The organism is Marmoricola sp. URHB0036, assembly GCF_000426045.1.
Lineage (GTDB): Bacteria > Actinomycetota > Actinomycetes > Propionibacteriales > Nocardioidaceae > Marmoricola.
On sequence record NZ_AUEP01000007.1, the window covers coordinates 245,859 to 257,995 of the forward strand.

Genomic DNA, 12,137 nt, shown 5'->3' on the forward strand with positions numbered 1-12,137 from the left:
CCCATAAGTGGACGTCGGGTGTCATACCCATCTCGGACGGCGGGCAACCGGATCAGAACCCGAGAATCTGGGAGATGGGCGGATAGATCAGGAACAGCAGGAAGCCCACGCAGAGCAGCAGCTGGGCGATGAGCATCGACTGCGAGCGGGCGGCCGCACGACCCTCGGCGTCGGCCAGCTCACGCTGGCGCATCGAGGCCGCGCGGGCCGACAGCGACTCGCGCACCTTGGCGCCGTCCTCGGCCACCAGCGCCAGCGCGGCGGCCAGGTCGCGCAGCTCCTCGACGGCCATCTCCTGACCGAGCTGGCCGAGCGCCGACCACGGGGTGATGCCCTGGAGTCGGGCGTTCTGGAGGGTCTCGCGGATGCGCACCATCGCCCAGCCGTTGCTGAGGCTGACCGCCGACTGGAGCGCCTCGGGTACGCCGCGTCCGCCAGCCAGGTTCATCGAGACCAGGTCGAGGAAGGAGCTGACCACGTGGCGGAAGTCGCGGCGGCGCTCCTTGGCGGTGCCCTGGAGCTGCAGTGTCGGCAGCGCTGCGCCGACGAGCCCACCGAGCAGGGCCAGCCAGACCGGCGAGGAGACGCTGGCGCCGAAGAAGTAGATGGCGGGGGCGAACATCACCGTCGGCGCGAACAGACCGGCGACACCGGCCAGGACGCTCATGCCGAGGTGTCCCTCGACGGTCCCCCCGGTCACCGCGAGGTCGGCGCGGACCCCCGCGGGCAGGTTCCAGCCACGGGCCTCGAAGACGGCGCGCACCTGGGCACCGATCTTGCGGATCCGCAACGACTCGCGCTCGTCGTCCTCGTCGCCACCCAGCCTGGCCGTGCGCTGGGTCCGGGCCCGGGCCGCGTCGAGGCGGGCCAGCTCGGAGGCGCCGCTGGCCCGACCGGTGTCGAACTGCAGCACGAGGAGGAGTACGCCGAGCCCGGCGCACGCCCCGACGAGCATCACCGTGGTCATCGCGAACGCTCCCTGCCGGTGTAGCTGGTCGAGAACAGGAACCGCTCGGGCACCTCGAAGGCGGCCAGGCGGCGCATCCACGCGAACCCGGCGGCGAAGCAGCCGAGGATGAGCAGCAGCACCACCTGGCCGACGGCACCCGAGTAGGGCTCGACGTAGTCACGGTTGAACAGGGTCAGCCCGAGCACGAACGTCACCGTGATCCCCATGACGATCTGCACGCTGCGGCGGGTGCTTGCCCGGCCGGCGTTGACGCGACGTCGCATCTCCAGCTCGTCGCGGGCGGAGTGCGCCAACGAGGTCAGCACGTCGCGCAGTCCCGGCCCACGCAGCTGCGAGTTCAGCATCAGGGCAGCCACGATCAGGTCGGCACTCGGGTCGTCGAGGTCGTCGGCGAACTGCTGGAGCGCCACCGGCAGCGGCGTACGCACCCGGAGGTGGTCGGACAGGGTCGCCAGCTCGTGCCGGATCGCAGGTGCGGCGGCGGTGGCGGTGGCCGGGATGGCCTGCTCGAGACCGACGGCTCCGGCGATGGTGTCGCGCAGCGACTCGGTCCAGGCGGCCAGACCCTCGAGCCGGGCGATGGCGACGCGCTCGGAGCGCGCGCCACCGAACAGCGCCGGTGCGAAGAAGACCAGGAGCCCGGTGGCTCCGGCCAGCACCACCCAGCGGGTGAACAGCAGGACCAGCAGTCCGGCGCCGACGGCCAGCGGCAGCCGGGTGCCGAGGCGCTTGAGCATCGGCAGCAGCGACGAGGGCTCGACCGGCTTGTCCTGGTCGACGTCGACCGGGCGCAACGAGTAGACGAGCAGGGCCAGCCCGCCACCGATGACGGCACCGAGCAGGACCATCAGGAGCTGGGGGCCGCTCATTCGGGGTCCCCGCGGAAGTGTGGTCCATGCGAGCGGAGCGAGCCGCTGCCGCAGTTTCGTGGGGTGAACTTCATACCGAGACCTGGGAGTGGTCGGGCCGGTAGCCGACGGCGAGCAGCTCGTCGAGCGCCTGGATGGGAGCGGCGGGTACGGCGACGCCGTCCGGCCCCTCGGCGAAGATCTCGCTGGAGAGGACGCGCCCGTCGACCCCGTTGACCTCGCGCACCGAGGTGACCAGCCGGCGCAGGCCACCACCGGAGGCGTACTCGTTGCGGCGCTCGACGAAGATCACGAAGTCGATCGCGCCCGCGATCAGCATCATGGTCGCGTCGGAGGGCAGTCGTTCCGCTGACTGGATGGCGTAGGTGCAGATGCGGTTGAACACCTCGAGCGAGGAGTTCGCGTGGATGGTCGAGAGCGAGCCGTCGTTGCCCTGGCTCATCGCGTTGAGCATGGTGACGATCTCGTCACCGAGCACCTCACCGACGATGACGCGGCTCGGGTTCATGCGCAGCGAGCGGCGTACCAGCTCACTCATCTGGATGGCGCCCTGGCCCTCGGAGTTGGGCAGCCGCTCCTCGAGCGCCACCACGTTGGGGTGGAGGTCCTCGAACTCACCGAGTCCGAGCTCCAGTGCGCGCTCGACGGTGATCAGGCGCTCGGACGGGGGGATCTCGTTGGCCAGTGCCCGCAGCAGCGTCGTCTTCCCGGCGTTGGTGGCACCGGCGATCATGATGTTCTTCCGGGCGGCCACGGCGGCCGAGAGGAAGCCGGCCAGCTCGGGGCTCATCGAGCCGTTCTCGACGAGCATGTCGAGGCTGGCCCGCTGGATGCGGGCACGACGGATCGACAGCGCGGGCCGCTGGGTCACCCCCATCACGGCGGACAGGCGACTGCCGTCGGGCAGCCGCAGGTCGAGCTGGGGGTTGGCGGTGTCGAAGGGGCGGCTGGTGATCGAGGAGTAGGCACCGAGCACCTGGACGAGCTCGACCAGCTCCTCGTCGCTCTCGGCGACCGGAGGGAAGCGCTTCTCCTCGCCGTTGGCGTAGCCGACGAAGACGTTGTCGAAGCCGTTGATGTCGATGTTCTCGACCTCGGGGTCGTCGAGCAGTGGCTGGAGGCGGCCGACGCCGTACAGCGCGGCGTGGATGCCCTCGGCCAGCTCGGCCTCCTCGGTCACCGACGGAGGCGTCCGGCCGGCGGCGATCTCCCGCCCGGCGTGGGCCTCGAGGACGCGGGCGATGACAGCGCGGGCGAACTGGCGTTCGTCCTCGGCGCTCATCGTGGGCAGCCCGTTGGCGTCGTCCTCACGGCGCTGGGTGGAGAGCGACTCCGCCACTTCCTTGCGCAGGTCGCGCAGCAGCTGCTGGTCCATGGCGGTCACGCCTCCTGATCCCGGGGCGGCGCGTAGCAGGACATGGGGTGAGGAGTCATGGCCTTGTCACCGGGCCGTCTGACGGACGCGGCCCGTCATCGTGGTCAGCTCGTTGATCCGCTGGCTGAGGTCCCAGAGCGACCGCACCAGCACCGAGCGGCGGATGTTGCGGCCCGACTCGGTGCGGAGGGCGTCGGCCGCCTTGCGGTCCTCGGCGATGATGCCGAGACCACGCACGGGCAGGCCGGCCGAGGCCATCAGCTGCTCGGCGTCGGACAGGCCGCGGGTGTCACTCGCGGGCGCCACCATGGCGATGCCGGTGGGGGTGGCGTCGATCGAACCGAGGTGCAGCGAGCCCTGCAGGCCACGAAGTCGCTCGCGCACGTGGGCGATGTCCTCGAGCTCACCACGGCTGACCATCACGACGGCGTCGGCCTGGTCGATGATCGCCATCGCAGGCGAGCCGGGGGTGAGGCGGCCGCAGTCGGCGAGCACGTCGTACCCAGCGGCGCGGCGCAGGGTCAGCGCGATGTGCTGCCACGCCGGCCCGAGTCCGAGCACCTGTCCCGGGGTGTTCACCCCGACGAGGGTGCGCATGCCGCCGGCGGTGGTCTGCAGGTGGTCCTCGAGGGCGGCGTTCTGGCCCGAACGCACGGCGGCGCCGAGCGAGAGCAGTCCGGTCGAGGGGTTCAACGGGTCACCGTTCTCGGCGCGGTAGCGCAGCCCGGTGTCGCCGCCGGCCGGGTCGAGATCGGCGACCACGGCCCGGTTGGGCCACAGCTGCGCGAGACCGGCGACGGTGACGCTGACCCCCGGGGACCCCTTGGCCGAGGCGAAGGCGATCAGGGCCATCAGCGCCTGCCCGAGGAGAGGTCGGTGATCTCGGCGTCGCCGATGCCGACCCCGCGGCCGATCAGCGCGATGCCGAGGTCGTCGGTGCCGGTCGCGCCGACGATCTGGTCGACCACGCTCTGCGGGACGAGGATGGTCGCGACCGAGGCCCGGGCGTCACCGCCGAAGCTGGACGCCTTGGCCTTGCTGACGTCGAGCACCAGGCCGGTGGACAGGGGCACCGACGGGTTCTGCGCGTCGCCGATGCGGACCAGGCGTACGGCGTCGCCGCTCCGCAGGCCGGGCGGGTACTTGCCCGAGGTCAGGGGTACGCCGACCTGGGCCTGGTCAGCCGCCAGGGGCGGGTTGGTGCGCAGCAGGTTGGTCTGCAACAGCTGACCCGGGTACATCGTCTGGCGGGCGTAGTAGTTCAGCACCTTGCTCTTCTGGTCGGCCGGGATCGCACCGAGGTTGTCGCCGGAGACGTTGCGCGACTCGAGCATGTCGGCGGTGATCTGCTGACCGGTCGAGATCTGCTGGGAGACGACGAGGACCGGTTCGCGGGAGTCCATCCGCACAGCGAGCAGCCCGGCGAGCGCGGCACCCCCGACGATCAGCAGGACAGCCAGTGCGGTCAGGGCCGGGCGTCGCCGCCGAGGCGGGGCCGGCACCGACGGACGGGCCGCCGACGCACCCCGCGCCGTGCGCGCGGACCGCGGCTTCCGGCCCGCGCCGGCTGCAGTGCTCTTGCCCCGGGCTTGGTCGGTCGTCTGAGACATGCGTGCTCCGTGGAATCGATGGGCAAACCAGTGGGCACGGATCTCGCTTCCGCTCCCCCCGACCTACATTCCCCGGGCGGAACCGGACCAAACAGACTCCTGCAACCAATAACCTCGTGCCATGCGGCTGCTCGTGACGATCGAGTCGGCCCGAGACACCGCACCAGGACACCAGGCGACCTCGGGACACGACGTGGTCCTCGACTATGCCCCGGAGACCCGGGTCGGCGACCTGACCGCCGCGCTGACCCGCACCGGCAGCGAGATCCCGGCCAACGTCGTCGCGCTGCCGGGCGCGGCCGCGGTGCCGGCCCTGACCGGGTCCATCGACCTCTACCTCGGCGACGAGGTGCTCGACCCGGAGCAGACGGTCGACGCGAGCCCGATCCGCCACGGGGTCTGCCTCGGCCTGGGCTGTCCGTCCTCCCAGCGCGGACCCGAGCCGCGGGGGCTGGTCGAGGTCCGCATCTCCTCGGGACCAGGAGCGGGTCACATCCACCGGCTCGGCATCGGCCGGGCGAGCCTCGGCCACGGTCGCCACTGCACGATCCGGATACCCGAGCTCGCCGACGATCCCGGACTGGCCGACGTGGAGGAAGGCCTGGTCCTCGACGTCGCCACCGACGGCCGCGTCACGATCACCCCCGCCGACGAGCTGGTCAGCAGGGAGATGCCGGTGCCGCTGCGCCGGGAGCCGGTCACCGCGCCGATCGTGCTGGAGGCCAGCTCGATCAACGAGGAGCAGAAGCGTCGCCTGCTGCGCCGGCGCAAGACCGTGACCGAGTTCCAGCTCGGTGAACGGATCGACCCCGGGAGCGCCGTACCACTCGCGCACCTGGACCGCCGGCCGCTCGAGGGCCCGACCCCGTGGGAGCCCGAGGAGAGTCTCGGCATCGGCCCGGTGCTGCTCGACCGGGTGTCGATCACCGAGCCGGACGCCTCGTTGAGCCCGAGCGCATCCGGTCCCACGCTCGACTACAACCGACCGCCGCGGCTGCACCCGGCGGCGCAGCCGAACGAGTTCAGCCTCCCGCAGGAGCCGCGGCGTCCCGACAAGATGCCGTTCCCGCTGGTGATGCTGCTGATGCCGGTGTTCATGAGCGGCGTCGCGTTCGCCTTCAGCCAGAACCCCTACTCGCTCATCATGGCGGCCGGCATGCCGGCGATGATGATGGCGAACGCCACGGGCTCGCGGCGTCAGATGAAGAAGCGGTACGACGAGCAGGTCGACGACTACCACAAGCGCCGGGTGACCATCGAGACCGCAGCGGTCACCTCGCTGGTCGGCGAGCGTGGCCGCCGTCGTCGCAACTTCCCCGACCCCGCGACGGTGCTGCTGTTCGCGACCGGTCCTCGGGCGCGGCTCTGGGAGCGCCGACCCTGGGACCGCGACTTCCTGCACCTGCGCGTCGGCACCGACGACCTCCCCTCGGACGTCACCATCAAGGACCCGACGCGCGACGCCCACGAAGGACCGCTGCTGTGGACCGCCCCGGACGTGCCCGTGACCATCCCGCTGCGCGAGGTCGGGGTGGCCGGGATCGCCGGCAGTCCCGAGGAGTGCCGTTCGGTGGCCATGTGGGCCACGGCGCAGGTCGCCGCCCTGCACAGCCCGTCGGACGCGATCGTGGCCGTCCTGCTCGGCAGCAGCCCCAGCCGTGACTGGGACTGGGTGAAGTGGCTGCCGCACGCGCGCACCGACGAGGGTCACCCGCGACCGGTCCGGCTGGCCAGTGACGAGGACACCAGGTCGGCGATGATCTCGGAGCTGATGGGCGAGCTCGAGGCCCGGCGGGAGCTCGACGAGAAGCAGGTCGCGCGCGCGACCCGGTGGATCGTGGTGCTCGACGGAGCTCGCGAGATCCGGATGACGCCCGGCATGGTCTCGCTGCTCAAGGACGGCCCGGCGGTGGGCCTCTACTTCGTCTGCCTCGACCGCACGGTCCGCGAGCTGCCCGAGGAGTGCCGCACCGTCGCCTCCTTCACCGACGGGCAGCTGAACCTCGAGACGACCGAGCAACGCCACGTCGACGCGATCCGCCCCGACCTGGTGAGCGGTCTCTGGCTCGAGCGCCTGGCCCGCGCGCTCGCCCCGATCCGCGACGTCTCGACCGAGGACCTCGCCTCCACCCTGCCCGGGGCCAGCCGGCTGCTCGACGTGCTCGGGCTGCACGCGCCCGACGCCGGCCAGCTGGTACGCCGGTGGCAGGGCAAGGGGCGCACCACCCGGGCCGTCATCGGTGAGTCGACCGACGGTCTCTTCGCCGTCGACATCCGCGCCGACGGCCCGCACGGCCTGGTCGCCGGTACGACGGGATCCGGGAAGTCCGAGCTGCTGCAGACCCTGATCGCCTCCCTGGCAGTGGGCAACCGGCCCGACGAGTTCAACTTCGTGCTCGTCGACTACAAGGGCGGCGCCGCCTTCAAGGACTGCAACCACCTGCCCCACACGGTCGGCATGGTCACCGACCTCGACGGTCACCTGACCACCCGGGCCCTGGAGTCGCTGGGTGCCGAGCTGCGTCGTCGCGAGCACCAGCTGGCCGCGGCCGACGCCAAGGACATCGAGGACTACACGGCCGGACGCCAGCCCGGCACTCCGTCCGATCTTGGGCCGATGCCGCGGCTGCTGATCGTGATCGACGAGTTCGCTGCGCTGGCGGCCGAGCTGCCCGACTTCGTGACCGGGCTGGTCGACGTGGCCCGACGCGGTCGCTCGCTCGGCGTACACCTCATCCTCGCGACGCAGCGTCCGGCCGGCGTGGTCAGCGCCGAGATCAAGTCCAACACCAACCTGCGCATCGCCCTGCGGGTGACCGACACCGCCGACTCCGACGACGTGATCGAGTCACCGGCCGCTGCGCAGATCCCCAAGGTCTTCCCCGGCCGCGCCTACGCCCGTCTCGGCCACTCCTCGCTGGTCCCGTTCCAGAGCTCGCGCGTCGGTGGCCGTCCGGGCGGTGGTGCGGGGGCGAGCGTGCGGGTGACCGAGATCGACTGGGAGGACCTCCCCCTGATCGGCCGCGTCGCCGGTGGACCGGCGGACGAGGACGACGACGTCAGCATCCCCACCGACCTGGCCTCGCTGGTCGGCGCCATCAACGCCGCCAACGACGAGCTCGGCCTCCCCGAGATGCGCAAGCCGTGGCTGCCGGCGCTGCCCGAGATGATCGGTGTCGACCAGCTCGCCGATGAGGGCTCGGGCGCCGTGCCGCCGATCCCGTTCGGGCTGGCCGACCTGCCCCGCGACCAGCTCCAGGTCGTCGAGTCGTGGGACCTGGTGGCGGGCTCGCACCTGATGATCGCGGGGCAGTCGCGCTCCGGTCGCAGCAACAGCCTGCGCGTCCTCGCCGGCGGCATCGCCCGGCTCTGCTCGCCCGAGGACGTGCACCTGTACGGCATCGACGCCGGCAACAACGCACTGCTGCCGCTGATGGCGCTCCCCCACGTCGGCGCGGTCGTGACGCGCACCCAGACCGACCGGATGTACCGGCTGGTCGCGTTCCTGCAGAAGGAGCTGGCCGAGCGGCAGCAGTCGCTCGCGGAGCAGGGGTACGCCGACATCGGCGAGCAGCGGGACGGTGCCGCACCCGAGGAACGGTTGCCGTACCTCGTCGTGCTCCTCGACCGGTGGGAGGGCTTCGTGCAGGCCTTCGAGTCGGTCGACGGCGGCGTACTCCTCGAACGCATCACCGCGTTGCTCCAGGAAGGTGCGGGCGTCGGCATCCGGATGGTGATGACCGCCGACCGCAGCGGTCTCGTCGGCCGGATCAGCACCCTGGTCGAGGACCGGATCGCGCTGTCGATGAGCGACCCCGGCGACTTCGCCAACATCGGCATCCCGGCGCGCGAGGTGCCCGCCTCGATGCCGCCGGGCCGCTCCTTCCGCGCCGGCGAACGGCCGCGCGAGGTGCAGTGGGCGCTGCTCGACGTCAGCGGGGTCGGCACCGACCAGGTGCGCGTGCTCCAGGAGCTCGGACGCGCGGCCAGCGACCGGTACGCCGATCTCCCCCGCTCACGGCGGCCGCAGCGCGTCGACGACCTGCCGGCCGCGATCTCGGTCAAGGAGGCCCGCGACCTCGAGCCGGTCAGCGTCAGCCGTGGGTTCGTGCCGGTCGGTGTCGGCGGGGACAGCCTGGCCCTGCAGGGCTTCGACCCCGAGATCGGCGGCAACGGGTTCATGATCACCGGCCCGCCCCGGTCGGGGAAGAGCACCGCCCTCCAGTTCATGCTGTCCCACGCGCGTCGTACACCGGTGACCGCGATCGTGCCGCGCCGCTCCCCGCTGCTCGTCGACACCCCTCCCGGCGTCACGCTGTTCACCGGCTCGGAGGCGCTCGAGCAGATCACCGAGCACCTCGACCGGGCCCGCGGCGACCAGGTGATCGCGGTCGACGACTTCGAGGTGATCGGCGCCGACAGCCCCCTTGGCCAGCTGCTCGCCGAGCGCTTCGCCCGGATGCGTGACACCGGCAGCACGATGATCATCACCGGCGCCATCGACGACATGCTCAGCGTCTACCGCGGCCTGCCCAACGAGATGAAGCGCGGACGCAGCGGCCTGCTGCTCGCACCCCGTGCCTCCAACGACGGCGACGTGCTCAACGTGCGCCTGCCCCGGTCTGCGTCCGGCGCGATGCCGGTGGGCCGCGGCGTGCTCACCAGCCCGCTGGGCTGGACCTGGGTGCAGGTCCCGCGGATGTAGCTCGCGGACATGACGAAGGGAGAGAGCCGCGTCGGCTCTCCCCCTCGTCGTGTGCGATGGAGCGCGTCAGCGGGGCGACTGCACCGGCGTCAGGTGCGGGTGCTGGTCGGCCTCCTTGGCACCTTCGGCCATCTTGTTGTGCTGGAAGGCGACGTCGGTGCCGGCCGTGGCCAGCGCCTGGCAGAGCTTGGTCAGCGAGGGCTTGAACCCGTTGTGCCAGGCGTCGTTGAACTCGTGGGCACCCTTGCTCCGCCACTCCTCGTTGGCCTGCGTGAGCTTGCCGTCGAGCTGGTTGATCATGGTGTCCGCGTCCTGCATGGAGTTCTTGAGCTGGTCGTACAGCGCCGCCAGATCCGGGATGTTTGCTCCAACTGCCATGAGTCGAGCCTCCTTCGAATGAGTCCGTCCCCCAACGGTCGTGCGTCGAAGGATCTGTTGTGTGTCGTGTGCTGCTCGGAAGTGGTCCTCCCTGCACCCGACTACCTACCTTGCGCGGACAGGGCCCAAACCTGTTCGGGCGAAATTGCCCCATTGACCTCGCGAGTTTGCTGCGGCCGCGATCGGGGAAGGTGAGCACGGACAGCACGCACCAGGCAGCGGGGAGGCACCCATGGCGGGCGACGGCCAAGGAGACCAGGCAGCGGAGGAAGAGCCCAACCTCTACCTCGTCACCCTCCAGCAGTGCCGCGACTCGTTGATCCCCGGCGCCCGCGACGCGGTGTACGCCGGCCAGGGCGACCCCGGCTCGAGCATCGCCGGCGCCGTCAACGGCGGCGGTTGGGAGTGCACCAGCGCCGGCGAGTGGGTCACCGAGCTGCTCGAGCACACGCGCACCGTGCTGCCCGCGTTCGACGACGCCATCCGCGACGTCGGCGCGGCGATCTCGGCCGAGCGCGCCGCCCATGGCGGCAAGGACACCGTGCCGAAGGACCATCCGCACGGCCTGGCCTGGAGCCGCTCCTGGCACAACATCCAGCGGATGAACCAGTACTGACTCAGTCCTCGCGGCAGTCGGCGCAGGTGCCGAACACGGTGAGGTGCCCGTAGTCAGGGCTGAAGTCGTAGGTCGCCGCCAGCTCCCCCAGCGCCGCCTCCATCTCGCCGCGTCCGACCGAGATCATCTTCTTGCAGCCGCGGCAGACGAAGTGGGCGTGCTCGTGGCCCGTGGCGGAGTGGTACGTCGGTGCCCGGTCGGTCAGGTGGGCGTGGCGGATCAGCCCGAGCTCGTTGAGCAGCTCCAGGGTGCGGTAGATCGTGGAGAGGTTGATCGACTCGGAGTGCAGCCGCACCTCGGCGTACACCTCGTCGGGGGTGGCGTGACCCAGCTTCTCGACGGCCGCGAGCACCAGCTCCCGCTGGGGGGTGAGCCGGTGGCCGCTCGCGCGCAGCCGCTCCTGCCAGCTCTCGGTGCTCGCGGACACGGCTACTGCCTCTTCAGCTGTGCGTGCGTGTGCGGCTGCAGCTCCTGGCCCATGGCCGCCATGTCGAAGGCGTAGAGCAGGTCGCCGTTGACATAGCCGTAGAGGCGCTTGCCACCGACGTACTCCTTGGCGGTGGCGGTGCGTACGACGGCATCGGTGGTGATCTCGAAGCGGGGCTGCTCGGGGTGGATCTCGCCGTACCAGGTCTCCACGAAGCCGGTGTTGTGCGCCAGCACGACCTCGATCGTGCCCTGGTCGTCGGGGCACCGGATGAAGCCGGTCTCCTGCGCCGCCTCGCGGACGTGGTTGCCCTGCTCGTCGATGATCCACGCGCGGGCCAGGTAGTGGATGAACGGTCGGCCGTCCTGCTGGAAGATCAGCTCCTGGCCGAACTGGAAGGGATCGATCGTGGGGTACTCGCCGTGCCCGTTGCCCGCCCACGTGCCCAGCAGCCACGCCAGCCGGGCGCAGTTGGGATGGATGTTCTCGGGGATCTCGAAGGGCATCCGGGTCAGCTCTCCTGGGAGTCGGCGGCGTGGGTCGGGTCCATCTGGCTCTTCATGCGGCGCAGGCCGTAGAGCGCGAGGACTCCGACGCCCAGCACCGCCACGGCCACCACCACGACGAAGAAGGCTTCCATGTTTCGCAGTCTAGGGTCGAACCATGCGCTCTCTTGTGATCAAGTGCACCTCCGGCGCGGAGGATCCCGAGCGCTGCAACCAGGCGTTCACCGTCGCGGCGGCCGGTGTCGCGGCCGGCGCGCAGGTCTCCCTCTGGCTGACCGGCGAGGCCGCCTGGTTCGGCGTACCGGGACGGGCCGAGGAGTTCCACCTCGAGCTCGCCACCCCCCTCGCCGAGCTCCGCGACCTCGTCCTGACCGGCGGCACCCTGACGGTCTGCGGCCAGTGCGCCCAACGCCGGGGCCTCGTCCAGGCCGACCTGCTGGAGGGCACCCGCCTCGCCGGCGCCGCCACCTTCACCGAGGAAGCCCTCGCCGACACCGCCCAGGCCCTCGTCTACTAGCAAAGGTGGTCGAGCCACGAGCGGAAAGTCGAGACCACCCCCAACCCAAGGTGGTCGAGCAGCCGCCAGCCCAAGGTGGTCGAGCAGCGAGCGCCAGCGAGCGGATAGTCGAGACCACCCCCAACCCAAGGTGGTCGAGCAGCGAGCGCCAGCGAGCGGATAGT

The 12,137-nt window shown here is 71.1% G+C and carries 12 protein-coding genes; 3 read left to right on the forward strand and 9 right to left on the reverse strand.

Annotated elements, in window-relative coordinates; translation table 11 throughout:
- Window positions 1–52 precede the first annotated feature (52 nt).
- The 5 genes from H976_RS0109475 to H976_RS25525 form a co-directional block, all read right to left on the reverse strand.
- Window positions 53–967 (reverse strand): type II secretion system F family protein, encoded by a 915-nt coding sequence (locus H976_RS0109475; protein ID WP_027861336.1) that lies wholly within the window; start codon window positions 965–967, stop codon window positions 53–55.
- Window positions 964–1,839, reverse strand: coding sequence for a type II secretion system F family protein (locus H976_RS0109480; RefSeq protein WP_027861337.1), 876 nt, complete (start codon window positions 1,837–1,839; stop codon window positions 964–966). The genes H976_RS0109475 and H976_RS0109480 overlap by 4 nt, the downstream gene beginning before the upstream one ends.
- 70 nt (window positions 1,840–1,909) lie before the next feature.
- Complete coding sequence (locus H976_RS0109485) at window positions 1,910–3,214, reverse strand: CpaF family protein (protein WP_027861338.1); 1,305 nt, start codon at window positions 3,212–3,214, stop codon at window positions 1,910–1,912.
- Window positions 3,215–3,280: 66 nt separating this feature from the next.
- Window positions 3,281–4,066, reverse strand: a complete 786-nt coding sequence (locus tag H976_RS28695) for a hypothetical protein (RefSeq protein WP_051276579.1) — start codon at window positions 4,064–4,066, stop codon at window positions 3,281–3,283.
- Window positions 4,066–4,824 carry an SAF domain-containing protein gene (locus tag H976_RS25525; protein WP_051276581.1) on the reverse strand — a complete coding sequence of 253 codons (759 nt, stop codon included), beginning with the start codon at window positions 4,822–4,824 and terminating at the stop codon, window positions 4,066–4,068. The genes H976_RS28695 and H976_RS25525 overlap by 1 nt, the downstream gene beginning before the upstream one ends.
- A 121-nt stretch (window positions 4,825–4,945) precedes the next feature.
- Between H976_RS25525 and H976_RS0109500 the strand changes: the two genes are divergently transcribed.
- A complete protein-coding gene (locus H976_RS0109500; RefSeq protein WP_027861339.1) occupies window positions 4,946–9,529 on the forward strand; it encodes an FtsK/SpoIIIE domain-containing protein in 4,584 nt (1,527 codons plus the stop codon).
- Window positions 9,530–9,595: 66 nt separating this feature from the next.
- On the opposite strand, the gene H976_RS25530 is transcribed toward H976_RS0109500, so the two are convergent.
- Window positions 9,596–9,907 carry a WXG100 family type VII secretion target gene (locus tag H976_RS25530; RefSeq protein ID WP_051276583.1) on the reverse strand — a complete coding sequence of 104 codons (312 nt, stop codon included), beginning with the start codon at window positions 9,905–9,907 and terminating at the stop codon, window positions 9,596–9,598.
- A gap of 232 nt (window positions 9,908–10,139) precedes the next feature.
- On the opposite strand from H976_RS25530, the gene H976_RS0109510 reads away from it, so the two are divergent.
- The gene (locus H976_RS0109510) at window positions 10,140–10,523 is read left to right on the forward strand and encodes a hypothetical protein (protein WP_027861340.1); all 384 of its coding nucleotides are present in this window, start codon (window positions 10,140–10,142) and stop codon (window positions 10,521–10,523) included.
- A 1-nt stretch (window position 10,524) separates the two neighbouring features.
- Here the strand turns inward: H976_RS0109510 and H976_RS0109515 are convergent, their stop codons facing one another.
- The 3 genes from H976_RS0109515 to H976_RS30875 are packed head-to-tail and all read right to left on the reverse strand — an operon-like array spanning window position 10,525 to window position 11,590.
- On the reverse strand, window positions 10,525–10,950 hold the full coding sequence (locus tag H976_RS0109515; RefSeq protein WP_027861341.1) for a Fur family transcriptional regulator: 426 nt from the start codon (window positions 10,948–10,950) through the stop codon (window positions 10,525–10,527).
- 2 nt (window positions 10,951–10,952) lie between these two features.
- Entirely contained in the window at window positions 10,953–11,456 is a 504-nt protein-coding gene (locus H976_RS0109520; protein WP_027861342.1) for an FABP family protein, read from the reverse strand.
- Between the two features lie 5 nt (window positions 11,457–11,461).
- On the reverse strand, window positions 11,462–11,590 hold the full coding sequence (locus H976_RS30875) for a hypothetical protein (protein ID WP_255337295.1): 129 nt from the start codon (window positions 11,588–11,590) through the stop codon (window positions 11,462–11,464).
- 23 nt (window positions 11,591–11,613) lie between these two features.
- Here H976_RS30875 and H976_RS0109530 point away from each other — a divergent pair, with 23 nt between their 5' ends.
- Window positions 11,614–11,973: a DsrE family protein gene (locus H976_RS0109530; RefSeq protein ID WP_036225522.1), complete on the forward strand. Its 360-nt coding sequence runs from the start codon at window positions 11,614–11,616 to the stop codon at window positions 11,971–11,973.
- The last annotated feature ends 164 nt before the right edge of the window (window positions 11,974–12,137 follow it).

Bases quoted from the DNA above. Each gene is read 5' to 3' on its own strand.
- H976_RS25525 (WP_051276581.1), bottom strand. From the start codon at position 4,824: ATGTCTCAGACGACCGACCAAGCCCGGGGCAAGAGCACTGCAGCCGGC.
- H976_RS0109520 (WP_027861342.1), bottom strand. From the start codon at position 11,456: ATGCCCTTCGAGATCCCCGAGAACATCCATCCCAACTGCGCCCGGCTG.
- H976_RS0109530 (WP_036225522.1), top strand. From the start codon at position 11,614: ATGCGCTCTCTTGTGATCAAGTGCACCTCCGGCGCGGAGGATCCCGAG.
- H976_RS0109480 (WP_027861337.1), bottom strand. From the start codon at position 1,839: ATGAGCGGCCCCCAGCTCCTGATGGTCCTGCTCGGTGCCGTCATCGGT.
- H976_RS0109475 (WP_027861336.1), bottom strand. From the start codon at position 967: ATGACCACGGTGATGCTCGTCGGGGCGTGCGCCGGGCTCGGCGTACTC.
- H976_RS30875 (WP_255337295.1), bottom strand. From the start codon at position 11,590: ATGGAAGCCTTCTTCGTCGTGGTGGTGGCCGTGGCGGTGCTGGGCGTC.
- H976_RS0109485 (WP_027861338.1), bottom strand. From the start codon at position 3,214: ATGGACCAGCAGCTGCTGCGCGACCTGCGCAAGGAAGTGGCGGAGTCG.
- H976_RS25530 (WP_051276583.1), bottom strand. From the start codon at position 9,907: ATGGCAGTTGGAGCAAACATCCCGGATCTGGCGGCGCTGTACGACCAG.
- H976_RS0109510 (WP_027861340.1), top strand. From the start codon at position 10,140: ATGGCGGGCGACGGCCAAGGAGACCAGGCAGCGGAGGAAGAGCCCAAC.
- H976_RS0109500 (WP_027861339.1), top strand. From the start codon at position 4,946: ATGCGGCTGCTCGTGACGATCGAGTCGGCCCGAGACACCGCACCAGGA.
- H976_RS28695 (WP_051276579.1), bottom strand. From the start codon at position 4,066: ATGGCCCTGATCGCCTTCGCCTCGGCCAAGGGGTCCCCGGGGGTCAGC.